General features: G+C 63.4%; 20 protein-coding genes and 1 pseudogene. 13 read left to right on the top strand and 8 right to left on the bottom strand.

Features of this window, described 5'->3' with window-relative positions:
• Window positions 1-20: 20 nt before the first annotated feature.
• The 4 genes from U5A89_RS10000 to U5A89_RS09985 form a co-directional block, all read right to left on the bottom strand.
• On the bottom strand, window positions 21-518 hold the full coding sequence (locus tag U5A89_RS10000) for a methylated-DNA--[protein]-cysteine S-methyltransferase (RefSeq protein ID WP_338160998.1): 498 nt from the start codon (window positions 516-518) through the stop codon (window positions 21-23).
• A 75-nt stretch (window positions 519-593) separates the two neighbouring features.
• A complete protein-coding gene (locus tag U5A89_RS09995) occupies window positions 594-2,006 on the bottom strand; it encodes an efflux transporter outer membrane subunit (protein ID WP_338160997.1) in 1,413 nt (470 codons plus the stop codon).
• A 5-nt stretch (window positions 2,007-2,011) separates the two neighbouring features.
• Window positions 2,012-5,185 (bottom strand): efflux RND transporter permease subunit, encoded by a 3,174-nt coding sequence (locus tag U5A89_RS09990; RefSeq protein WP_338160996.1) that lies wholly within the window; start codon window positions 5,183-5,185, stop codon window positions 2,012-2,014.
• Window positions 5,186-5,188: 3 nt separating this feature from the next.
• Complete coding sequence (locus U5A89_RS09985) at window positions 5,189-6,373, bottom strand: efflux RND transporter periplasmic adaptor subunit (protein ID WP_338160995.1); 1,185 nt, start codon at window positions 6,371-6,373, stop codon at window positions 5,189-5,191.
• 122 nt (window positions 6,374-6,495) lie between these two features.
• Between U5A89_RS09985 and U5A89_RS09980 the strand changes: the two genes are divergently transcribed.
• Both U5A89_RS09980 and U5A89_RS09975 read left to right on the top strand, forming a co-directional pair.
• Window positions 6,496-7,083, top strand: a complete 588-nt coding sequence (locus U5A89_RS09980; RefSeq protein WP_338163005.1) for a TetR/AcrR family transcriptional regulator — start codon at window positions 6,496-6,498, stop codon at window positions 7,081-7,083.
• Between the two features lie 297 nt (window positions 7,084-7,380).
• Window positions 7,381-7,539 (top strand): hypothetical protein, encoded by a 159-nt coding sequence (locus U5A89_RS09975; RefSeq protein WP_338160994.1) that lies wholly within the window; start codon window positions 7,381-7,383, stop codon window positions 7,537-7,539.
• Window positions 7,540-7,557: 18 nt separating this feature from the next.
• Here U5A89_RS09975 and U5A89_RS09970 read toward each other — a convergent pair whose 3' ends face one another.
• From U5A89_RS09970 to U5A89_RS09960, 3 genes are all read right to left on the bottom strand, one after another.
• The gene (locus tag U5A89_RS09970; protein ID WP_338160993.1) at window positions 7,558-10,446 is read right to left on the bottom strand and encodes a M16 family metallopeptidase; all 2,889 of its coding nucleotides are present in this window, start codon (window positions 10,444-10,446) and stop codon (window positions 7,558-7,560) included.
• A gap of 121 nt (window positions 10,447-10,567) precedes the next feature.
• Window positions 10,568-11,950 carry a DEAD/DEAH box helicase gene (locus U5A89_RS09965; protein WP_338163004.1) on the bottom strand — a complete coding sequence of 461 codons (1,383 nt, stop codon included), beginning with the start codon at window positions 11,948-11,950 and terminating at the stop codon, window positions 10,568-10,570.
• Window positions 11,951-12,259: 309 nt separating this feature from the next.
• Window positions 12,260-12,730, bottom strand: coding sequence for a pyridoxamine 5'-phosphate oxidase family protein (locus tag U5A89_RS09960; protein ID WP_338160992.1), 471 nt, complete (start codon window positions 12,728-12,730; stop codon window positions 12,260-12,262).
• Window positions 12,731-12,827: 97 nt separating this feature from the next.
• On the opposite strand from U5A89_RS09960, the gene U5A89_RS09955 reads away from it, so the two are divergent.
• The 11 genes from U5A89_RS09955 to U5A89_RS09905 all read left to right on the top strand — a co-directional run bounded on the left by U5A89_RS09955 (window position 12,828) and on the right by U5A89_RS09905 (window position 22,145).
• The gene (locus U5A89_RS09955) at window positions 12,828-13,403 is read left to right on the top strand and encodes a NifU family protein (protein ID WP_338160991.1); all 576 of its coding nucleotides are present in this window, start codon (window positions 12,828-12,830) and stop codon (window positions 13,401-13,403) included.
• Window positions 13,404-13,501: 98 nt separating this feature from the next.
• Window positions 13,502-14,128 carry a tRNA (adenosine(37)-N6)-threonylcarbamoyltransferase complex dimerization subunit type 1 TsaB gene (gene tsaB, locus U5A89_RS09950; protein WP_338160990.1) on the top strand — a complete coding sequence of 209 codons (627 nt, stop codon included), beginning with the start codon at window positions 13,502-13,504 and terminating at the stop codon, window positions 14,126-14,128.
• Entirely contained in the window at window positions 14,125-14,604 is a 480-nt protein-coding gene (locus U5A89_RS09945) for a GNAT family N-acetyltransferase (protein WP_338160989.1), read from the top strand. Before tsaB ends, U5A89_RS09945 begins: the two co-directional genes overlap by 4 nt.
• A 112-nt stretch (window positions 14,605-14,716) precedes the next feature.
• The gene (locus U5A89_RS09940) at window positions 14,717-15,151 is read left to right on the top strand and encodes a Ros/MucR family transcriptional regulator (protein WP_338160988.1); all 435 of its coding nucleotides are present in this window, start codon (window positions 14,717-14,719) and stop codon (window positions 15,149-15,151) included.
• Window positions 15,152-15,273: 122 nt separating this feature from the next.
• Window positions 15,274-15,696, top strand: coding sequence for a Fur family transcriptional regulator (locus tag U5A89_RS09935; RefSeq protein WP_338160987.1), 423 nt, complete (start codon window positions 15,274-15,276; stop codon window positions 15,694-15,696).
• A gap of 4 nt (window positions 15,697-15,700) precedes the next feature.
• Window positions 15,701-16,471, top strand: coding sequence for a lysophospholipid acyltransferase family protein (locus tag U5A89_RS09930; protein WP_338160986.1), 771 nt, complete (start codon window positions 15,701-15,703; stop codon window positions 16,469-16,471).
• Between the two features lie 8 nt (window positions 16,472-16,479).
• On the top strand, window positions 16,480-17,844 hold the full coding sequence (miaB, locus tag U5A89_RS09925; protein WP_338160985.1) for a tRNA (N6-isopentenyl adenosine(37)-C2)-methylthiotransferase MiaB: 1,365 nt from the start codon (window positions 16,480-16,482) through the stop codon (window positions 17,842-17,844).
• A 121-nt stretch (window positions 17,845-17,965) separates the two neighbouring features.
• The gene (locus U5A89_RS09920; RefSeq protein WP_338163003.1) at window positions 17,966-18,970 is read left to right on the top strand and encodes a PhoH family protein; all 1,005 of its coding nucleotides are present in this window, start codon (window positions 17,966-17,968) and stop codon (window positions 18,968-18,970) included.
• Window positions 18,971-19,074: 104 nt separating this feature from the next.
• Window positions 19,075-19,587, top strand: a complete 513-nt coding sequence (gene ybeY / locus U5A89_RS09915; protein ID WP_338160984.1) for an rRNA maturation RNase YbeY — start codon at window positions 19,075-19,077, stop codon at window positions 19,585-19,587.
• Window positions 19,588-19,595: 8 nt separating this feature from the next.
• Window positions 19,596-20,537, top strand: a complete 942-nt coding sequence (locus tag U5A89_RS09910) for a hemolysin family protein (protein ID WP_338160983.1) — start codon at window positions 19,596-19,598, stop codon at window positions 20,535-20,537.
• A 120-nt stretch (window positions 20,538-20,657) separates the two neighbouring features.
• Entirely contained in the window at window positions 20,658-22,145 is a 1,488-nt protein-coding gene (locus tag U5A89_RS09905; protein WP_445190643.1) for a DUF2142 domain-containing protein, read from the top strand.
• A gap of 51 nt (window positions 22,146-22,196) precedes the next feature.
• Here U5A89_RS09905 and U5A89_RS09900 read toward each other — a convergent pair.
• Window positions 22,197-22,448, bottom strand: a pseudogene (locus tag U5A89_RS09900) (phosphatase PAP2 family protein); the annotation flags it as partial.
• Between the last annotated feature and the right edge of the window lie 176 nt (window positions 22,449-22,624).

Below are 22,624 nucleotides of genomic sequence, written 5' to 3'. Positions count from 1 at the left end.
CTTTCATGTTGGGTGCACCATTATTCCTTATCGTCTATAGCCTTGCGTTCGAGATCGAGCAGCCAGCGCTTCGTTTTCACGCCGCCAGCAAAACCGGTGAGCGCGCCGTTCGCGCCGACGACGCGGTGGCAGGGGGCGATGATCGATAGGGGGTTGCGGCCGTTGGCGGCGCCGACGGCGCGGCTGGCGGTGGGGCGGCCAATGGCGCGGGCGATGTCGCCATAGCTTCGGGTTTCGCCGAAGGGGATATCGCGCAGGGCAGCCCACACCATCTGCTGAAAGGGCGTGCCGCATGCATCGAGCGGGACGGTGAAGGCGCGCCGCGCGCCTGCGAAATAGTCCGTCAGTTGGGCCTGCGCCATCGCCAGGATCGGATGATCGGTTCGCACCTCCCGGGCGGCCAGCCGGACGCGCGCAGGATCATCATCTTGCCATAGGATCGCGACCAGGCCTGTGTCGCTGGCGACCAGGGTCAGGTCGCCAACCGGCGAGGGGAAGAGGATGTGGGCCAAAGTCATCAAACGTCTCCGCTATGCGCCATGGTCCATAGCGGAGATCGTTGTCAGATGCTTCCCGTGGTTTGCGGCCAAAGCCTATTTCAGGCCGCCGCCCATCGCCCGATAGAGTTCGACCATATTGCTGGCCCGGGTCAGGCGGGTGGCGAGCAGGCTCTGTTCCGCGCTGTAGAGCGAACGTTGCGAATCCAGCGTGGTCAGGAAGCTGTCCACGCCATAGCGGAAGCGGGCTTCGGACAATGTGTAGGCCACGCGTGAAGCGTCGCGCAGCGAGGTTTGCGCTTCGAGTTGCTGGCTCATCGTGCCGCGCCGGGCGAGTGCGTCGGCGACTTCGCGGAACCCGGTTTGCACGCTCTTTTCATAGGTGGCGAGCATCGCGTCATAGGTGGCTTTGGCGTAGCGTAGATTGGCCTTGTTCTTGCCGAAGTCGAAGAAGGGGACGCTGGCCGTCGGCGCCACCGACCAGGTTTCACTGTCCGCGGCGAACAGGCCCGACAAGGCCGTGCTGACGGTGCCCAATGCAGCGGTCAGGGAAATGCTGGGGAAGAAGGCGGCGCGCGCCGCGCCGATATCCGCATTGGCGCTGCGCAACTGATGTTCCGCCGACGCGATGTCGGGACGGCGCAGCAGAATGTCTGAGCCGACGCCCGACGGCAGATTGTCCAACGAGGCATCGGAGGACGGCAGGGCGTCGGGAAGGTCCGTCGCCGGAACGGTGGTGCCGGCGAGCAGGTTCAGCGCATTCTGGTCCTGCGCCACCAGCGTTGTCGCCTGGGCGATGTCCGACCGGGCGCTGTCATAGCTGGTCTGTGCCTGGCGCACGTCCAGTTCGGATGCGACACCCTTGGCGAAGCGGGCCTTGTTCAGTTCCAGCGTCTTGCCGAACGCGCTTTCCAGATCGCGGGCGATGCGCAGCCGTTCCTGATCTGCTGCCATGGTCAGCCAGGCGTTGGCGGTTTCGGCGACCAGCGTGACTTGGGCGGCATTGCGGTTTTCGACGCTGGCGAAATATTGTTCCTGTGCCGATTTCGTCAGGTTGCGGACCCGGCCGAACAGGTCGATTTCCCAGGAGGAAATGCCGACTTGCGCCTGATAGACGTCCTGCCGCAGCCGGTCGCTCTGGCCGAACTGGACGAGCGGTTGGGACGAGAAAGTAGCCGTCCCCGTCCCCGCCACCGTCGGCAGCAGGTCAGCGCGCTGCACCCGATATTGCGCGCGCGCCTGTTCGACATTGGCGACCGCCAGCCGCAAGTCGCGGTTGTTGGCGAGCGCGGTTTCGATCACGCGGGCCAGCCGCGCGTCGGTGAAGAAATCGCGCCAGCCCGTATCCGCCGACACGACCGCGCCCTGCCCGCTATCGGCGCCGTAGGACGGCCCCTGCGGCGTGGCGGTCGGCACCGGCAGTTGGGGCCGTACATATTTGGGCGCCATGTCGCAGGCGGCCAGCGCCAGCGAAAGAGTGACGGCGCCCAGCGCGTTTATGGTGCGCATGGTCTTCAAGCCTCCTGCGGGGCGTCGGGCTGTGCCGCTTCGCCATCCGTGTCATGATCTTTATGTTCGCGGAACAGCCGCTTCACGACAGTGAAGAAGACGGGCACGAAGAAGACCGCCAGCACCGTTGCGGACAACATGCCCCCGACCACGGCCCAGCCGATCGCATTCTGACCGCCCGCGCCCGCACCCTTCGACATCGCCAAGGGCAGCACGCCGAAGATGAAGGCGAAGCTGGTCATCAGGATCGGACGCAGGCGCAGCTTGCCCGCTTCGAGCGCGGCTTTGGCGGGGGGTAGCCCCTCGCGCATCTTTTCCTCGGCGAACTCCACGATCAGGATCGCGTTCTTCGCCGACACGCCGATGGTCGTGATCAGGCCGACCTGCAGATAGATGTCGTTGTTGAGGCCCGCCAGCGTCGCGCCGATCACTGCGCCCAGGACGCCCAGCGGCACCACGAGCATGACCGCGATCGGCACCGACCAGCTTTCATACAATGCCGCGAGACACAGGAACACGATGAGCATCGAGAGTGCATAGACGTAGGAGGACTGACCGCCGGACGTCTGTTCTTCATAAGAGATGCCGTTCCAGCTGAAACCGATACCGGCTGGCAGCTTGGCGGCATGTTCCTCCATCGCCTTCATCGCCGTGCCGCTCGACACGCCGGGCGCGGGTGCGCCCTGGATATTGACCGACGGCACGCCGTTGAACCGCTCCAGCCGCGCCGGTCCCTGCACCCATTCGGTGGTGGCGAAGGCCGACAGCGGCGCCATGGTGCCGGTGCTGCCGCGCACATGATAGGCGTTGATCGCATCGGGCGAGGTGCGGAACGGGGCGTCGGCCTGCACATAGACGCGCTTCACCCGATCGCGGTCGATGAAGTCGTTGACATAGGCGCCGCCCAAATTGGTGCTGATCGTGTCGTTGACGTCGGACTGAGCGATGCCCAACGCGCCTGCCGCCGCCTGATCGACGTTGAGCTTGAGCTGCGGCGTGTCCTCCAGGCCGTTGGGGCGGACCTGCGCCAGGCGCTTGTCGCCCATCGCCATGCCCAGCAACTGGTTGCGCGCGGCGATGAGTTTGTCATGGCCCAGATTGCCCTGGTCTAGCAGCTGGAAATCGAAGCCGGACGCATTGCCCAGTTCCTGCACCGCAGGCGGCACAAAGGCGAGCGCCATGCCGGCAGTCAGTTTCTGGAACGCCGCGTTGGCGCGCAGGGCGATGGCATCGACCTTGCTGTCCTTGCTCGTACGCTGGTCCCAATCCTTCATCCGCGCAAAGACGATACCGACATTTTGCCCCTGCCCTACGAAACCGAAGCCGCCGATCGTGAACACGGCCGCGACATTGGCCTTTTCATCGACGAGATAATGGTCGCGCATCTTGGCGAGGGTGCGTTCGGTTTCCTCCAGCGTCGCGCCTGCGGGGAGCGACACCTGGGCGATGAGAATGCCTTGATCCTCTTCGGGCAGGAAACCGCTGGGCAGGCGCATGAAGATGAAGATCATGCCAGCCACGATCAGGCCATAGGCCAGCATCGTGCGGACCCAGCGCCGTTCGACCTTTTCAACGCCGCGGCCATAGCGGGTCACGCCCTTGTCGAAGGTGCGGTTGAACCAGTCGAAGAAACGGCCGAAGATCGAGCCGACCGGACCGTTCCAGGTGTGGCCGTGCGAAGCCGGTTTCAGGATGGTGGCGCATAGGGCCGGGGTGAGGATCAACGCCACCAGCACCGACAGGATCATCGAAGAGACGATGGTGATCGAGAATTGCCGGAAGATGACGCCGGTCGATCCGCCGAAAAAGGCCATTGGCAGGAACACCGCCGACAGGACGAGGCCGATGCCGATCAGCGCGCCGCTAATCTCGTCCATCGACTTGCGCGCCGCTTCGCGGGGGCTGAGGCCTTCGTCCTGGATCAGTCGTTCGACATTTTCCACGACGACGATCGCGTCATCGACCAGCAGGCCGATCGCCAGCACCATGCCGAACAGGGTCAGGGTGTTGATGGTGAAGCCTGCGACGCTCAGGATCGCGAGCGATCCCAGCAGCACGACTGGCACGGCGATAGTGGGGATGAGGGTCGCGCGCCAGTTCTGAAGGAACAGGAACATGACGACGAACACCAGCAGCACCGCTTCGAACAGAGTGTGGATGACCTGTTCGACCGACAATTTGACGAAGGTCGAATTGTCGACGGGGAAATCATATTTCACCCAGGTGGGGAAATTCTTCGACAGTTGATCGACCCGGCTCTTGACCGCCTCGACCGTGTCGAGCGCGTTCGCGCCCGGCGCCAGCTTGACGCCGAAGCCGGCCGCGGGATGGCCGTTAAACTTGACGCCGAAGCCGTAATTTTCAGCGCCCAGTTCGACCCGGCCGACATCCGAGATCAGGACGACCGAACCGTCGCTGTTGCTGCGCAGGCGAATATTGGCAAATTCTTCGGGCGTCCGCAGGCGCGATTGCGCCGTAACGGTCGCGTTGATCGCCTGCCCCTTGGGCGACGGCGCGCCGCCGATTTGTCCAGCGGAAACCTGCGCATTCTGGGCCGTGATCGCCGATTTGACGTCGCCGGTGGTGACGCCCAGATTGGCCATCTTATAAGGGTCGAGCCAGATGCGCATCGCATATTGCGATCCGAACAACTGGGTGTCGCCCACGCCGTTGACGCGGCTGATGGGATCCTGAAGGCTGGACGCAACGAAATCGGCAGCGTCTTCCTGATCGTGAATGCCGTCATCGGCATAGGCGGCCATGATCAGCAGGAAGCTGGCGGTCGATTTGCCAACGCGCAGACCTTGTTGCTGCACTTCCTGCGGCAACAAAGGCGTCGCCTGCGACAATTTATTCTGGACCTGGACCTGCGCGATGTCGGGATCGGTGCCCTGTTCGAAGGTCAGGGTGATGCTAAGATTGCCCGACCCGTCGCTGGTCGAGGAGAAATAGCGCAGATTATCGATGCCCTTAAGCTGTTGTTCGATGATCTGGGTCGTGGTGCTTTCCAGCGTCTGGGCGTTCGCGCCAGGATAGCTGGTCGCGATCGTGACGGCGGGCGGCGCGATTTCGGGGAACTGCGCAACGGGCAGCGTCCGCATCGCCAGCAGACCTGCCAGCATGATGACGACGGCGATGACCCATGCAAAGATGGGCCGATCGATGAAATAGCGGGCCATGGCTTAGTTTGCCCCGCCCTGAGCACTGTTTTGCGCGCCATTTTGCGCGCCACCGTCGGCGACGGTGACCTGCTGCGGCGCGCCCGGCTTTACGACCGATCCGGGCCGCAGGTTGACCAGGCCTTCGACGATCAGCTTGTCGCCGGGCTTCAGCCCCTTGGTGACGATCCATTTGTCGCCAACCACGCGGTCGACCGTGACCTGACGCATTTCGGCCTTGTTATCCTTGCCCACGACCATGGCGGTGGCGCGGCCGCGCGCATCGCGGCTGATGCCCTGCTGCGGCGCCAGGATCGCCTGGGTCACTTGCCCTTCGACCAGTTTGGCGCGGACATACATGCCGGGAAGAAGCAGGCCGTCGGGATTGGGGAAGGATGCACGCAGGGTTACCGCGCCGGACGTCTGATCGACGGTGACTTCGGAAAATTGTAGCCGCCCTTCGATCGGATAGACGCTGCCATTGGGCAGCATCAACTGGATGCGTGCGCCCTGAGCGGCGCTGATGCCGCCGCTTTTCATCGCCTGCTTGAGGTCGATGATCTGCGCGGCCGACTGTGAGACATCGACATAGACAGTATCGGTGCGCTGAATTGTCGTCAGCGGATCGGCCTGCCCCGCCTGCACGAGCGCGCCGGGGGTGAAGAGCGAACGGCTGATGCGGCCGGAGATGGGGGCGCGAAGCCGTGTGAAATTCTGATTCACTTGCGCTGCCTGAACAGCGCCACGTTGCGCTGCAACATCGGCACGCGCCTGCTGCGCTGCGGCATCGGCATCGTCATATTCCTGGCGGCTGACGGCGTTGATACCGACCAGATCCTTGTATCGCTGCGCCTGCAATCCGGTCGAGCGGATAGCGGCGTTGGCCTTTGCCAGCGAACCCTGCGCCTGGGCCAGGGCGGCGCGATAAGGTGCGTCGTCAATTTCGTAGAGAAGCTGGCCCGCGCGGACATAGCCGCCCTCTTCGAACAGGCGGCGACGGATGACGCCGTTGATCTGGGGACGCACTTCGGCGGTTTCCACGGCCACGATCCGGCCGGGCAGCTCGGTCATCAGGGGGGCCGACTCGGTTTTCAGCGTGACGACGCCGACCGTTGGCGGCGGCGGGGCGGGCGGCTGGCTTTCGCTGCACGCACTGAGCGACAGTGCCGATAAGCATATCAGCAGGCCTAAGATTGTCCCCTGTTGCATCGCTTGAATATCCGTTTCGGTATAGGGATCGAAGAGTTGGAATGAACGTTCATTCCGCTTGCCGCGCAGGTACGATCATGGCAGAGCGATTTCAAGAGGCAAAAAACGGCAACGGGGCGGACATGGTTGCAATGCAGCAAGAAAAAAATGGTCGTACATCTATTTTGTCGGCTGCACGCACCTTATTCGAACGCCACGGATTTCACCAGACCCCCATGGCGGAACTGGCGTCGGTTGCCCAAGTGTCGGTCGGGCAAATCTATCGGCTGTTCAAAAGCAAGGAAGATATCATCGAGGCGCTGGTCCTTGCCGACGCCGACCAATGGTGCGCGCAGATCGCCGCGGTGCAGGCCCGGATGGATGCAGGCGCGCTGACGGTGGAGCAAAGTTTCGAGCAGATATTGTTGCATACGATCGACGAGAAGGACGAAGCGCTGGCCTTCGACATTCTGGCGGAAAGTTTTCGTAACCCCGCCGTCGCCGACACCATTGCCGGATTGTGCGAGCGGGTTCGCGCGTTCATTCGTTATTTCGCTTGCGCCGCCAACGACCAGTTGTCGGGCGAGACGCTGGATGCAGCGGAGGAAATGATCCTGGCCTGCATGTTCGGCCTGGGCCATCGCAGCCTGTCGCGACCGAAATTGTCCGCGGCCACCACGGCCCATCGGAGTGCCCAGATGATCGTGGCGGCGCTCAAAGGCATGCGGTAAGCAGCATATATGAAGCCTATGCCGATGCGATGCAGCATGGCATCTGATAACGCGTCCGCGGCAAACCGGTTGGCATAAACGGTTGCGATCGTCCCGCCGCCGCCTTGGCGCGACAAAGCCGCATTTTATCAAGATGATAGAAACATAGGTCAGCCTTATCTCGATCGCGGATCGGCTGAGGCACCCGGTCGCATATGGGTCACATTCCACCTCATATCGGGGCAACCAGCGCTGCGTTGCCGCAACTTCCTGGCAGGGTGAAGATTGTCATTCCTGCCAATATGGGAGGCAGCATATATGACGATGAACCCCTGTTTCGACCGTGCCTATTTCGAAGCGCGGATGGAGCGTAATCGCCAACTCGCTGAACAGTCGCGCAATCCCGCGATCCGCAGTCTTCACCTCGAATATGTTCGGCTTTACGCCCAGTTGATGGACGCGCCGCAGCCCGCCTGACCTGATGGGGCGGCGCGTTCAGCGCGCCGCCACCCCCTCCGGCAATACCACCGCCGACCAGCTTTTGCCCGGGACGAGATATTTGGCCGCCAGCGCCTGAATATCCGCAGGGGTGACCGACAACATATCCTGCGACATCGACTTCATCGCATCGACATAGCGCGGATCGTGCGTGGCGCCTTCCATCTGGTTCATCCAGAAGGCGTTGCCGGTGCTGGCGCGCATGAGTTGCTGACGCATCGGCGCGATCGCGCGTTGCAATTCGTCGGCGCTGACCGGCGTCTTGGCGAGATCGGCCGCCGTATCCTTCACCACGCCATAGAAATAGGCGATCCGGTCGGGCCGCACCTGGCTGGTGACCAGAATATAGCCGCCGCTCTCGTAGGAGAAGGGCCAATTATTCTGGACGCTGGGCGAATAGGCCGCGCCTTGCGTCGAACGCAATTTGTCGAACAGGCGATCGTTGAAGATTTGCGTCAGGATTTCCAGCTGGCGCGCCTGCTTTTGCAGTTCGAAGCCGCCTGCAGTGGGCCAGGCCATGACTGCGGCGGCCTGTTCCTTGTCGCCTTCGTGGCGTAGGATCACCGGGGTTTCGACATGCGCAGGGAAGCGCATGGCGCGGTTGATCGCGGGGACCGGCACGTCCGGTCGGGCGGGCAAAGCGCCGAATGTGGCGGCGACGGCCTGGATCGCGTCATCGGCCTTTACCTGGCCGAAAATCTGCACCTCGATCGGTCCCGACGCCAGGATCGGTTCCCATGTCGCGCGGAAGGCCTGGGGTGTCAGGCCGTTGATTTCCTCGCGAGAGGGCGTGCGGAAGCGCACATCCTTGTCATGCAGAAGCCAGTTGAGATCGCGGCCCAGCACAGCGTCCGGCGAGCGCGACATGGCGTCGTAGGCGACCGATGCGCCCGTTTTGACCCGCGCGAGGGGGGCCGGATCCCAGCCCGGTTCGGCGAGCTTCGTCGCGAACAGCCGCAACTGGTCGCGATAATCGGCCGGGCGCGTCACCACCTGCATTTCGAAGGCATCGTCGTCGGTCGAAAAGTCCATGCCCATGCGGCGACCATTGGTCAGGTCGTCCAGTTCGCGCTGACCCAGCTTGCCGATGCCGCTGGCAATCAGGGCGTAGTCGGCGGCCCAGCTGGCGACGGGCTTGGTTGGGGAAAAGGCCTGCTGCCCATGGCCGAAGCGGACGTTGATGCGGACTTTTTCGGTTTCGGCGTCATTGGCGAACAGCGTGAGTTTAACGCCGTTGGAGAAAGTGATCACCTCCATGCCGGGCAAGCCGATTGGCGTGCGCGACACGACCGTTCCGGGCGCGCCCAGCTTGGGCAGATCGTCCATGGTCACGGCCTTGTCCGCCAGGCGCGCGTTGGTCGCCGCCTTGACCGGCGCGGCCACGGCGGCGGCGAGTTTGGCGTCGAGGCCCGGCTGCACCTTTCCGGTGATCAGCAAGGCGCGGAATACGCCCGCAGAGAAGAGACGGCGGGTGGACTCCAATATCTTTTCCGGCGTCATGGCAGGCTTGCCTGCGCGGAAGATATCGACCGCGGCCTCCGGGCTGACGGTGGTTTCGCGGATATCGACAGCGCTTACCAGATCGCTGGCCTGGCGCGCGCCCGGTTCCGTGTCGGCATTTTCGACCTGGATGGCGAGCGCGGTATCCATTTGCGCATATTCGCGATCGATTTCCGCCTTGCTGGGCGGAGCGGCCTTTGCGTCCTCAACCACGGCGCGGACATCGGCCAGCGCCTTTTCCCAATTGTCGCCCGTCGGGATGATGGTGACGAACGTGCCATCGACCGAGCGGCTGACATCCTGCTGATCGACGCCAGCCTGCAGGAAGCTGCCGCCGCCGCGGGCCGCCTGCTCCAGCCGGCGGCTGATGATCTGCAGCGCGAGCATGTCGGTCAGCTTGTCCTGATTATAGACGATGGTGTCGGCATGGGTCGTCCAGGGACGGAGCCAGGCCAGCGTCAGGCCCAGCGGGACACCAGGTTCAACCACCACACGGGTGGCGGGCAGCTTGGCATTGGGGGCGCCGAAATCGGGCAGCGGGGCGCCCTTCCCCGGCGGATTCCAGCTGCCGAAATTATCCTTGATCAGACGTTCCGCCAAAGCCGGGTCGATGTCGCCAGCGATGGAGATCACGGCGTTTTCGGGGCGATACCAGCGCTGTTGAAAGGCCTCCACCTTGGCGGCGGTGGCCGCCGTCAGCGTGGCGATGGTGCCGATCGGCGCATGATCGGCCAGCGGCTGGCCCGCGAAGAAATGGAGGCGGCTGGCGTCGGATATGCGCATTTGCGGGCCGTCGCTTTCGCGCCGTTCGGCCAGCACGACGGCGCGTTCGGCGTCTACCGCATTATCGACGATATTGGGATCGACCATCATCCCGGCGAGGATTTTCATGCTCTCGCCCAGGCTCGCCTCCGTCGCCTGCGGCAGGTCGAGCGCATAGGTGGTGCCGGTGGGGGTGGTCTGCGCATTGCTGTCGCTGCCGAAGGTGACGCCGAGGCGCTGCCAGATGCGCTTGGATTCGCCGTCGGGCACGTGGCGCGATCCGCGCATCGAGAGATGTTCGATGAAATGGGCGTAACCCAGTTCTTCGGGCCGCTCCATCAGCGAGCCTGCGTCGATCCGCAGGCGGACGGACACCTGCCCCGGCGGCACGCCATTGCGCCGTATGGCGTAGCGCAAGCCGTTGGACAGCGTGCCGAAACGCCAGGCCGGATCGATCGGCACGTCGCTATTTTCGTAGAGCCAGGGTCGGACCTGCGCCTGGCCGCTCGCCGGTTTTTGCGCAGCGGTGGGGGCCGTGTCGGTCTGGGCCGCGAGCGGCGACCCCGACAGAAGAAGGGCGATGACGGAAAGCGAGGCGGCCGAACGGCGGGGGATGAAATGCATAGGCGCGTGAGCCTAGCGGCATTTTCCTGAATGACCACTGACAAAGAAGGGCGGGTATCGCCACCCGCCCTTCTTTATGTGCGTCATGTCTGTCGAGGCGTCACTTCGACGGCGCTATCTTTTAGCGCGGTGCGCCGGTGCGCTGGACCGCGCCCTTATGCGCGCCGACGGACGATCCGCTACGGCGGCGGTTGAAGGGGCGCTTGGCAGGCGCGTCGCCATCGGCGCGGTGAGCGCGGTCGGGCGCGCCGCGCTGCTGGCGCTGGCCGTCCTGATATTTGCGCTGACCATCGGCGCGGCGGGCCTGCTGCTGCGGGCTTTGGCTCGGGCCTTTCTTGGGCGCGGCGGGCTTGGGCAGGTTGCGCACGGCTTCCAGGAAATTCTCCGGCAGAGGGACGACGTCCAGCTTGACGCGGGTCGCCTTTTCGATCGCCTTCAAATAGGGACGCTCGTCATCCGCAACGAAGCTGATGGCGATGCCGTCGGCCCCTGCCCGCGCCGTGCGACCGATGCGGTGCACATATTGTTCGGCGACGTTGGGAATTTCGAAATTGATGACGTGGCTGACGCCCGACACGTCGATGCCGCGCGCGGCGATATCGGTCGCGACCAGCAGCTTCACCTTGCCCTGGCGGAACGCCTGGAGCGCGGTGGTGCGCTGACCCTGGCTCTTGTTGCCATGGATGGCGAAGGCGTCGATGCCCGCGCCTTCCAGGAAGCGCACGACGCGATCGGCGCCATGTTTGGTGCGGGTGAAGATGAGGGCGCGGTCGATATCCTCGCTCTGGATCACCAGATGCAGCAGCGCCTGCTTTTCCGCCTGGTTGACGAAGGTCATCTGCTGACGGACGCGTTCGGCGGTGGTCGATTGCGGGGCAACGCTGACCTTGACCGGATTGTTGAGGAACTGCGCGGCGAGCGCCTCGATCTCCTTGGGCATGGTCGCCGAGAAGAAGAGGTTCTGGCGATCGGTCGGCAGCATCTTGGCGACGCGCTTCAAGGGATGGATGAAGCCCATGTCCATCATCTGGTCGGCTTCGTCGAGGACGAAGATTTCCACGTCCTTGAGGGTAAGAGCGCGCTGATCGATCAGGTCGAGCAAACGGCCGGGCGTCGCGACGACGACATCGACGCCACCGGCAAGAGCGCGGATCTGCTTGTTGATGGGCACGCCGCCGAACACGGTTTCCACCGACAATTTGAGGAAGCGGCCATAGTCGCGGAAGCTCTGCGCGATCTGCGCAGCGAGTTCGCGGGTCGGTGCCAGCACCAGCATACGGCAGCCCTTAACCGGGGTGTCGCGCGGGTTGCGGGCGAAATAGTCGAGGCTGGGCAGCGCGAAGGCCGCGGTCTTGCCGGTGCCGGTCTGGGCGATGCCGCACAGATCCTTGCCGTCCAGCAAGACGGGGATCGCCTTTTGCTGGATCGGGGTCGGCGTGACGTAATTTTTGGAGGCGAGCGCCTTCATGATCGGCTCAGCCAGACCAAGTTCGTTGAATTGCATGTAAAGAAAACTCACAAGTGGCCAGGACGCCAACTTGCTCTGCGGGACGCAGGAAGGGCGCGAGGCGGGTTACGAAACGACCCGCGTGAAAAGGGAAGCCTCAAGCTTGGCGCAGACTCTCATTGGCCGGTCCGTGGTCCTCTCCTGGCTTCAACGCCAATCGGGATTGCGGACGATCACGCTGCCAATCGCTTAGGGGACCGAACCGGCCCGTCTGCTGCGCTGCAACGCCTATGACGAAGTTGCAGGCAAATAGCAAGCGGCCGCAAATTGCTCTGCGGCCGCCGGATCATTTATGGAGCAATGGCGTCAGAGGACGACCTCTGCATGTTTGCCCTTCATCTCGTCTCGCACGTCGCCGCCGAACAGCATCTTGAAGACGCCCTTGATCGACATGTCGGAACGCCAGATTTCCGCCGTGCCCAAATCGAAGCGCAGCATCAGCAGGTTGGGATCGTTGCGGCCACCCGGATACCAGGCTTCGACTTCCTTCGACCAGTAGCGGTCGATGATGGCGGGGTCCGTCTCCGGCACCAGCGTGCCTTCGACGCAGGCGAAGAGATAGTGATCCTTCGCCACGAACTGCGCCATGGCCGGGCCTCCGGGGGCGAGGCGGTTGTCGCGCGAGGTATAGAACCAGAAGCAATGATTGGCCTTGGGGTCCAACTGCGCGGTCATCGGCAGGCTGTGTTCCGTGCTGTTCTGCAAGCCCAGCATGACGAAGGGGCTGCTGGAAAGGTCGCTCCAGAAACGGTCGCGAATGTCGGCTTCGTCAGTCATATCCTAATCTCCTGCTGCTTTGCCCTTTTAATCTACAGGATCGCCCGAAGTTCCCGAAACGCTTGATCTTGGGCGCGTCCATCGCCACATGGGCGCCATGCTGATCGAAACAGAACTGACGCCCAATCCGGCGACCATCAAATTCCTGCCCGGACGTGAGGTCATGGGCGCTGGAACGCGCGATTTCGCGACGCCCGAGGAAGCTGAAGCATCGCCGCTGGCGGACGCGCTGTTCGGGCTGGGCGACGTAACCGGCGTGTTTTTCGGCAGCAACTTTATTTCGGTGACGATCGCGCCGGGTGCCGAATGGTTCGACGTGAAGCCCGATGTGCTGGCGACGCTGCTGGAACATTTTTCCGCCAACATGCCGCTATTCACGCTGGGTTCGGCCGCGGGGATCAGCGTGCCTGCGGACGAAGGCAGCTTTGCCGACGATCCGGAGGACGCGGAAATCGTTGAGCAGATCCGCGAACTGATCGACACGCGCGTGCGTCCGGCGGTGGCGAATGACGGTGGCGACATCATCTATCGCGGGTTCGACAAGGGCACGGTCTACCTCAAGATGCAGGGCGCCTGCGCGGGATGCCCGTCCTCAACCGCGACGCTGAAGAACGGCATCGAGCAGTTGCTGAAACATTATGTGCCCGAAGTGACCGAGGTTCGATCGGTCTGAGGCGCGCGCGGGATTTGGCAAATTCCGACGGATCGACTAACCGCAGGACAAATCCGCAAGGCATGGATGCCGGGGCGGATGCTTGAGGGGAGTATCGTTTGCACCTTCTGGTGATCGACACCGCCACGCAGGCTCTGTCCGTCGCGCTGCTGGAGGACGGGACGCCCATCGGCCGTTTCCACGAAGTCGTCGGGCGCGGCCATGCCGAAGCGCTGTTGCCCGCGATCGCCGCCCTGCCCGATGGCGGGCGGGCGGATATGATTGCCGTGGACGTGGGACCAGGCAGCTTTACCGGCGTGCGGATCGGCATCGCCGCCGCGCGGGCGTTGGCGCTGGCATGGCAAATTCCGTTGCGGGGCTATAGTGCACCATCGATGATCGCGGCGAAAGCGGCGCAGAACCATGCGGGTGGACCGATCGCGGTGACCATCACCGGCGGCCATGGCGAACTGTTCTGGCAGTGTTTCACACCCGACGGTTTGTCTGCGACCAGCGCCGTAACCTCGACCCCGATCGCGCAACTGGCGCAGTCGCTCGACGCGGACATATTTTACGGCACGGGCGCGGAGGCGCTGGTGACGGCGCGCGGGGACGGCACAGCCGTGAACCTGTATCCGGATGCCGCCGATTATCCGCTGATCGCGCGACTTGCGCCTTTACCGCCCAGTCCAATCTACGGCCGGGGAGCGGACGCGATGACGATGGCGGAGCGCGCGGCGTCATGATCCCCGACCTGCAACTCGACACTTATGATGAGGGCGAGCGCAACGCGCTGAGCGATGCGATGGACGTCATGGCGTGCGCGTTCGATCCGGTGTTCGGCGAGGCATGGACCCTGCCGCAACTGGCGGGCGTCATGGTGATGCCGGGCACATGGCTGACGGTCGCGCGGCTGGACGCGGCGCCACTGGGGTTCGCGCTGGTGCGGTCGGTGCTGGACGAGTGCGAATTGTTGCTGCTGGCGGTCGATCCTGCCTGGCGCGGGCGCGGAATTGGCGAAACCTTGCTGCGTCACAGCTTGGTCACGGCGCGACGGCGCGGCATCATGTCCATGAACCTGGAAGTGCGGTCAACGAACAAGGCCGTAAAACTATACGAGAAAAGCGGGTTCGAATATGTACATCGTCGTCCTGGTTACTATCGCGGCAATGATGGTCAACTTCATGACGCGCTGAGTTTTCGCATCGACATGATGGCATGACCCAATAGGGTCTTGCGAAATCCTGCTACAAGGTCTAGCGACCCAATACCGCTCCTGAAATGCATTCCTAGGGCGGGTCGCACAACAATATAGCCTTGTAGGAAATAGCAAAATGGAAACCGAATTGGCCCAGAGCGAACTGCTCATTACTTTGACGTCCGACATTGTAGCGGCCCATGTGTCGAACAACAGTGTCGCCGTGTCGGACGTGTCTTCGCTGATCCAGAATGTCCACGCGGCGCTGGCAGGTCTTAGCGAGCCTGTGGTCGTGCCCGAAGTCAAGCCGGAGCCTGCTGTTTCGGTCCGGTCTTCGATCAAGCCCGACTATATTATCTGCCTGGAAGACGGCAAGAAGCTCAAGATGCTCAAGCGCCACCTGATGACCCATTATCAGATGACGCCGGACGATTATCGCGCCAAGTGGAACCTGCCGGCCGACTATCCTATGGTCGCCCCCAACTATGCCGAACAGCGCCGCAACCTGGCGAAGAAGATCGGCCTGGGCACCAAGCGTCGCCGCACCCCCGCCCCGGCCCGCGCCAAGTAAATACACGGCTTCATTCAAAAGCCGGACCGAAAGGGGCGCATCGCCGATGCGCCCCTTTCCTGCATTGGTAAAAGTCGCTAGGCTTCACGCAATCTTTCGCACAAGCCATCAAGCGAGACTTCATGAACCGTAAAATCGACGTCGAAGCCCTGTGTCATGAAAAGGGGCTGCGCATCACCGAACAGCGCCGGGTGATCGCCCAGGTGCTGAGCGATGCTACGGACCATCCCGACGTGGAAGAATTGCATCGCCGTTCGGCGGCGATCGATCCGGGCATTTCCATCGCTACCGTCTATCGCACCGTGCGCCTGTTCGAAGAAGCAGGTATCCTGGACCGGCATGACTTTGGCGATGGCCGCGCGCGGTATGAAGCCGCACCTGAATCGCATCACGACCATTTGATCGACGTAGAAACCGGCAACGTCATCGAATTTGTCGACCCGGAACTGGAACAATTACAGAAAATCATCGCCGAGAAGCTGGGCTTCCGCCTGGTCGATCATCGCATGGAGTTGTACGGCGTCGCGATCGACCGAAAGAACTGACCGATTGGCACGGTTACGCCGGGCGCTGCGCATCGCGGCGCTGATCGCCAGCCTGGGCATCTGCCTGATCCCGCATCTGGCCTGGCGCATCGCGCGCCGCCCCTCCCCCTGGCCGCGCCGGTTTCTGGCGCTGGCGGCGCGATCGGTCGGGGCGAGAGTGCGGACAGACGGACGGCCGCACGATGGCGACATCTTCCTGCTCGCCAATCATGTGAGCTGGATCGACATATTGGCGCTGGCGGGTGCGACCGGTGCAGCCTTTGTCGCGCATGACGGCATCGCCCGCTGGCCAGTGATCGGCTGGCTGGCCGCGCAGAATAACACCCTATTCGTGGCGCGCGAGCGGCGTGGCGCGCTGGCCCGGCAGATCGAGGCTTTGCGCGCGGCCATGCTGGGGCATCAACCGGTCGCGCTTTTCCCCGAAGGCACGACGAGCGATGGCAGCGGGTTGCTGCCGTTCAAGCCGACGCTGCTGGCGGTGCTGCTACCGCCGCCGCGCGCCGTGATGATCCAGCCGGTGCATATCGATTATGGCGCCGCGACGGCGGACATCGCCTGGCATGGCGATGAACCTGCGGGAGCCAACGTGATGCGGATATTGGGGCGCAAGGGGCCGCTGACCGTCACATTGCGCTTTCTGGAGCCGTTCGATCCCGCGCAATGCGCCGATCGCAAGGTGATTGCCGCCACGGCGCGGGACCGGATTGCGCAGAGTATCGCCCAAAGTTCCGGTGCGCATCAGCGCCCTTCCGCTTCGCCGTTGCCGCCTGTATAGCGGCTATGATGAATCGAAACGATGCCCCTCCCAAAGTAGCGAAGACAGTTCCGGCGACCTTCCACGTCAAATCCTTCGGCTGCCAGATGAACGTCTATGATGGCGAGCGCATGGCCGAAATGCTCGGCACGCGTGGCATGACCGCTGCGGCGGAAGGTGCGGATGCCGATCTCGTCATCCTCAACACCTGCCATATTCGCGAGAAGGCGGTGGACAAGGTCTATTCCGACATCGGTCGCATGGTGCGCGAAGATGGCAGCCGCCCCATGATTGCGGTGGCGGGTTGCGTCGCGCAGGCGGAAGGCAGCGAAATCCAGCGCCGGGCGCGCAATGTGGATATCGTCGTGGGTCCGCAGGCCTATCATCGCCTGCCCGACCTGATCGACAGGGCCGGTCGCGGCGAAGCTGCCGTGGATACGGACATGCCACTGGCGTCGAAATTCGGCGCCCTGCCCGCGCGCACCAAGCAGGCGCGGCCCACCGCATTCCTGACGATCATGGAAGGGTGCGACAAATTCTGCACCTACTGCGTGGTGCCCTACACGCGCGGCGCGGAAATCAGCCGGTCGTGGAACGCCATCCTGGACGAGGCCAAGGCGCTGGTCGATGGCGGCGTACGCGAAATCACGCTGCTGGGTCAGAATGTGAACGCCTGGACCGGGGAAGACGATAAGGGCACAATGCAGGGCATGGACGGACTGGTCCGCGCGCTGGCGAAGATCGGCGACCTCAAGCGCATCCGTTACACCACCAGCCATCCCAACGACATGAGCGACGGACTGATCGCCGCGCATGGCGAGGAAGCCAAGCTGATGCCGTTCCTACATCTGCCGGTGCAGTCGGGCAATGACCGCATCCTCAAGGCCATGAACCGCAGCCATGATGTCGACAGCTATTTGCGGATCATCGAACGGGTGCGCGCGGTGCGGCCCGATATCGCGGTATCGGGCGACTTCATCGTCGGCTTTCCTGGCGAGACGGATGCGGAGTTCGAAGACACGCTGAAGATCGTGGATCAGGTGCGTTATGCGCAATGCTACAGCTTCAAATATAGTCCCCGCCCCGGCACGCCGGCGGCCGACATGGATCATCAGATACCCGCTGATGTGATGGATGATCGACTGGCGCGATTGCAGGCCGCGATCAACCGGCATCAGGTGGATTTCAACACCGCCACGGTCGGCCGCAGCACCGAGATATTGCTGGAGCGCAAGGGCCGCAATGTCGGCCAGTTGATCGGCAAGACGCCCTGGCTCCAGTCCGTTCATGTCACCGTGCCGGAACTTTCCATCGGCGATATGGTAGAAGTCGATATCATCAGTGCCGGTCCCAACAGCCTGGCCGGCGAACCCAGCAGGAGGAAAGCCGCTTGAACCAAAAAACCGTCGTTCCGGCATATGCAGGAACCCCTCTTCGCCCCCGTCCTCCAGGATCGAGCGGCGGAAGATGGATACTCGCTTTGGCGAGCATGACGGACGGGAAAAGGGGCTGACCATGGGCAAAAAACCGAACCAACATCATCGTGAAGCCGTGGCAGAGCGCGCGCGGTTGGAAGTCACGTTCGAAAAGCCGCATCTGCTAGGCACATTGTTCGGTCAATATGACCGCAATCTGGTGGCGATCGAAAATCGGTTGGGCGTCTATATCGCCGCGCGAGGCAACAAGTTGCAGATCGAGGGGGAGGCGCATGCCGCCGCCCGGGCGCGTGATGTGATGACGGGCCTATATAATCGGATCGTTGCGGGTCAGGAGATCGACACCGGTGCTGTGGAGGCGGTGATCGCCATGTCATCGGAACCGACGCTGGATGGCATCATCCGTCATGACGTCGCCGAACCGCCCAAGGTGATGATCCGCACGCGCAAGAAGACGATCGTCCCGCGATCCGCGACGCAGGTCACCTATATGGAGGCGCTGAACCGCAACGACATCATCTTCGCACTCGGGCCGGCAGGTACGGGCAAGACCTATCTGGCGGTGGCGCAGGCGGTGAGCCAGTTGATCACCGGCAGCGTCGACCGGCTGATCCTGTCGCGCCCTGCTGTGGAAGCGGGCGAGAAGCTGGGCTTTTTGCCGGGCGACATGAAGGAGAAGGTCGACCCCTATCTCCGCCCGATCTACGATGCGTTGCACGACACGCTGCCTGCCGAGCAAGTGGAACGGCGGATCGCGAGCGGCGAGATAGAGATCGCACCGCTGGCCTTCATGCGCGGGAGGACGCTCGCCAACGCCTTCATAGTGCTGGACGAAGCGCAGAATACGACGATTGCGCAGATGAAGATGTTCCTGACCCGCTTTGGCGAGGGCAGCCGCATGGTCATTTGCGGCGATCCCAAACAGGTCGATCTGCCGCAGCCGGGCACTTCCGGCCTGGCCGATGCAGTGGCGCGGCTGGATGGGGTGGAAGGGATCGCCATGGTTCCCTTCGGGATTGCCGACGTCGTCCGCCATCCGGTGGTCGGGCGGATCGTGCAGGCATATGAGGGGCCGGATGCGTGAATCCCAAATATGTTCGTTCGGTTTGAGCAGCTTCGGACCTGTTGCGAGACATCGTCGAAACATGGTTCTCGACAAGCTCGAACCGAACGGTGGAGTGGTAAGGTATGATTGAAGTCGCCGTCCTGCATGAAGAGGGCTGGCCCGGCATCGACTGGGACATGCTGGCCCAGCGCGCCGTGTCCAGCGCCATCGCGCACAGTCCCTATGCGGCGTTCGCCAGCGACCAGGCGCTGTATGAAGTCGCGGTCAAGCTGACGTCGGACGAGGAAGTCCACGGCCTGAACCGCGCCTATCGCGACAAGGACAAGCCGACCAACGTCCTGTCCTTTCCGATGGTGCAGGAAGACCTGTTGCAGGCCACCGGCAATACCGACGATGGCGAGATATTGCTGGGCGACATCGTGCTGGCCGAAGGCGTGTGTGCTGCCGAAGCCGCGGACAAAGGCATATCGATCGCCGACCATGCCACGCATCTGATCGTCCATGGGACTTTTCATTTGCTTGGATATGATCATATGGACGAGAATGAGGCCGAAGCGATGGAAGCGCTGGAGATCGCCACGCTCCTGAGCATGGGCCTTCCCGATCCCTATGGGGATCGCGTAACTGGGGATTGATGGACATTATGGCTGACGGCAGTCCGAAGGACGGCACCCCTTCGAAAGAAGGGGACAGTAGCAACGAAGGCGGCTTATGGAGCGGCATCAAGTCGCTGCTATTTGGCGAGGGCGAGGCCCAGACCCTGCGCAAGGAACTGGAAGAAGCGCTCGACGAGTATGACGAGGACGAGCAGGACGAAAGCGGCGGCGCACCGGTAAAGGGCGACCTGTCGGCGATCGAGCGCCAGATGGTACGCAACCTGCTCCATTTTTCCGAACATACGGTCGATGACGTCGCCGTGCCACGCGCGGACATCATCGCGATCGAGGAAACGGCGAGCTTCGCCGATCTGGCTGCGCTGTTCGCCGAGGCCGGGCACAGTCGCGTCCCGGTGTATCGCGGTACGCTCGATACGATTGTGGGGATGATCCACATTCGCGACGCCTTTGCGATCCTGGCCGGCAAGTCGCCCGTGCCCGAGACGCTGGAACCGTTGATCCGCCAGCCACTCTATGTGCCCGAAAGCATGGGTGCGCTTGATCTGCTCGCCGAAATGCGGGCCAAGCGCACGCATCTGGCGATCGTGCTGGACGAATATTCCGGCACCGAAGGGCTTTTGACGTTCGAGGATCTGGTCGAGGAAATCGTCGGCGAGGTCGAGGACGAGCATGACGATGCGCCCGAGGCGATGCTGATCCCGCTAGAGGGTGGCCTGTGGGAAGCCGATGCGCGCGCCGAACTGGACGACGTCGCCGAAGAGATTGACGAAAAGCTGGGCGAGGTCGAAGAGGATGTCGACACGCTGGGCGGTCTGGCCTTCGTCCTGGCAGGGCGCGTGCCGGAACCGGGCGAGATCGTCGAGCATGGGCCGAGCGGTTGGAAGCTGGAGATCATCGCCAGCGATGGTCGCCGCGTGACCCGGTTGCGGCTGCATCCGCCGGTCGCGCTGGAGCCGGTCGAGGAATAGGCGCGCGCGTTCGCCGGGCGGTCCAGCAAATTTTCGATACAGACGCGAAATGTTAAGGGCTGATCCCTAATCTTTTGCGCAATGTCGCCGTGAAGCGGGGACGGCAAGTCACGGCGGATCATGCGAAGCGAACGACAATCCATGCAACGGCGTAGCAATGCGGACATGCTGTTTGCGGCGCCATGGACACCGATCGAGAAACTGTTGCTGGCGGCGGTGTGCGTGGCGACGGTGTTCTTCGCCATCGTCACCCCGCCGTTCCAGGCGCCGGACGAGAACCAGCATTATATGAAGGCGCTGGCGCTGGTGCAGGGCGATATGCTGACCAAACAGCGCGGCGACGCCATCGGCCTGGACCTGCCCCGCGCGGCGCTGGACATTCATGCCGTCGATTTTCCGACCGACGTACCGCCGACGGTGCGCCTGTTCGATCGCGCGCAATTAGGGCGTAGCGCGGGTGCGGACGCCGGTCGGCCCGGCACCGCCTTTGCCGATTTTCCTAATGTCGCCAGCTATGCGCCGACCCTGTATGCGGCAGGCGCGGCGGGGCTGACGATGGGCCGGGCGCTGGACTTGCCGTGGATCGACGCCTTTTATGTGGGGCGGATCGTCAATGCGCTGACGGGCCTCGCGCTGTTGATCGCGGCGCTGCGGTTGCTGCCGTTCGGGCGCAATGCGTTGTTGGCGACGGCGCTGCTGCCGACCTTTGCCTATCAGACCGGGTCGCTCTCGCCCGATGCCATCATCAATGGGCTGGGCTTTGTGGGGTTGGCGCTGGCGTTGCGGACGGGTTTCATGGGTGCGGCCCCGGCACGATCGGCGGCATTGCTGATCACCGGGCCGCTGCTGGCGCTGTGCAAGGGCGTTTATCTGCCGCTGATGGCGGCCGGATTGCGATGGCAGCAACATCGAGGGGATATGCGGCCCGGGTTGATCCTGTTGGCGGGCGCGCTTGGGGCGATCGCCTTTATCGGCTGGATGCATGTGTCGGGTGGGAGCCAGGCGCTCTATCATATCCAGTCGCGCCGCACCGGCGAGACGATGATGACCGCGCCGTTGCAGGCGCAGCTTGCCATCGTGCTGCACGATCCGCTGGGCTATGTCCGCATCCTGTTCAGCAGCGTGATCGAGCGGGCGCCGGTTTATGCGCTGCAGATCGTAGGGCGCTTTGGATGGAACGCGATCCTGCTGCCGCTGATCGCCTATCCGTTGGGTGCGGTCATGTTGGGTGCGGGTGTCGCCAACGGCATGGGCGCGCGTTTCGGTATCGCGCAGCGGCTATGGTGGCTGGCCGTGGCTGCAGGCGTGGCGCTGCTGATCGAAACCGCCATGTATCTGACCGGCACGCCGCTGGGCGCGGATTATATTCAGGGGACGCAGGGGCGGTATTTCCTGCCGGTCCTGCCGCTGGTGCTGATCGCGCTGTCGCCGCAAGGGGCGATCCAGGGCGCGCAGCGGCTGTTCGCCGCCGCCGGGATCGCGCTATTGCTGATCGCCGCTGCGGCCGTGTTCGACAGTTTCTGGGTCCATGGCTTCATCACCAGCGACGGGATGCCGCCACACAGCAGCATCGGTCGCGCGCTGTTGCTCCCCTCCCCGCGCTGGTAGCCAGGCGCCGCACAGGACGAGCCAGCCCAGTCCTTCGATCCAGCCTGCGGTCACGTCGCTGGGCCAATGGACGCCCAGCCAGACGCGGCTGACACCGATCAACAGGATGATCGCCGCCGCCGCGCGATAACCAAGCCGCGATCCGACCAGCATCGCGACGGCACCGAAGAACATCATATTGCCCGCCGCGTGGCCGCTGGGGAAGCTGTAGCTGTGGACATTGTCCAGATGCGGCAGGAGATCGGGGCGCGGGGCGGCGAAAATCTGCTTCAGGCCAAGGTTGAGCAACGTTCCCCCCGCCATCGTCGCGGCAAGCCAGCCTGCCGCGCGCCATCGCCCGGTCCACATAAGCGGCAACAGCACTGCCGCCAGCAGCACCAGCCGTCCGGCCGTTCCACCCAAGGCGGACGCCAGGCGCATCACCATGGTGATGGGTCCGCCGGTCGCCGTCTCCCGCGCCTGCCCCGCCAGCGTCATCA

Origin of the sequence: Sphingobium sp. HWE2-09 (genome assembly GCF_035989265.1) — a bacterium.
Taxonomy (GTDB): Bacteria; Pseudomonadota; Alphaproteobacteria; order Sphingomonadales; family Sphingomonadaceae; genus Sphingobium.
This window is presented reverse-complemented; position numbering and strand designations above follow the sequence as displayed.

Bases quoted from the DNA above. Each gene is read 5' to 3' on its own strand.
- U5A89_RS09940 (WP_338160988.1), top strand. From the start codon at position 14,717: ATGGAAACCGAATTGGCCCAGAGCGAACTGCTCATTACTTTGACGTCC.
- U5A89_RS09975 (WP_338160994.1), top strand. From the start codon at position 7,381: ATGACGATGAACCCCTGTTTCGACCGTGCCTATTTCGAAGCGCGGATG.
- U5A89_RS09955 (WP_338160991.1), top strand. From the start codon at position 12,828: ATGCTGATCGAAACAGAACTGACGCCCAATCCGGCGACCATCAAATTC.
- U5A89_RS09980 (WP_338163005.1), top strand. From the start codon at position 6,496: ATGGTTGCAATGCAGCAAGAAAAAAATGGTCGTACATCTATTTTGTCG.
- U5A89_RS09910 (WP_338160983.1), top strand. From the start codon at position 19,596: ATGGCTGACGGCAGTCCGAAGGACGGCACCCCTTCGAAAGAAGGGGAC.
- U5A89_RS09965 (WP_338163004.1), bottom strand. From the start codon at position 11,950: ATGCAATTCAACGAACTTGGTCTGGCTGAGCCGATCATGAAGGCGCTC.
- U5A89_RS09970 (WP_338160993.1), bottom strand. From the start codon at position 10,446: ATGCATTTCATCCCCCGCCGTTCGGCCGCCTCGCTTTCCGTCATCGCC.
- U5A89_RS09985 (WP_338160995.1), bottom strand. From the start codon at position 6,373: ATGCAACAGGGGACAATCTTAGGCCTGCTGATATGCTTATCGGCACTG.
- miaB (WP_338160985.1), top strand. From the start codon at position 16,480: ATGAATCGAAACGATGCCCCTCCCAAAGTAGCGAAGACAGTTCCGGCG.
- U5A89_RS09935 (WP_338160987.1), top strand. From the start codon at position 15,274: ATGAACCGTAAAATCGACGTCGAAGCCCTGTGTCATGAAAAGGGGCTG.
- U5A89_RS09960 (WP_338160992.1), bottom strand. From the start codon at position 12,730: ATGACTGACGAAGCCGACATTCGCGACCGTTTCTGGAGCGACCTTTCC.
- ybeY (WP_338160984.1), top strand. From the start codon at position 19,075: ATGATTGAAGTCGCCGTCCTGCATGAAGAGGGCTGGCCCGGCATCGAC.
- U5A89_RS09995 (WP_338160997.1), bottom strand. From the start codon at position 2,006: ATGCGCACCATAAACGCGCTGGGCGCCGTCACTCTTTCGCTGGCGCTG.
- U5A89_RS10000 (WP_338160998.1), bottom strand. From the start codon at position 518: ATGACTTTGGCCCACATCCTCTTCCCCTCGCCGGTTGGCGACCTGACC.
- U5A89_RS09920 (WP_338163003.1), top strand. From the start codon at position 17,966: ATGGGCAAAAAACCGAACCAACATCATCGTGAAGCCGTGGCAGAGCGC.
- U5A89_RS09990 (WP_338160996.1), bottom strand. From the start codon at position 5,185: ATGGCCCGCTATTTCATCGATCGGCCCATCTTTGCATGGGTCATCGCC.
- U5A89_RS09905 (WP_445190643.1), top strand. From the start codon at position 20,658: ATGCGAAGCGAACGACAATCCATGCAACGGCGTAGCAATGCGGACATG.
- U5A89_RS09945 (WP_338160989.1), top strand. From the start codon at position 14,125: ATGATCCCCGACCTGCAACTCGACACTTATGATGAGGGCGAGCGCAAC.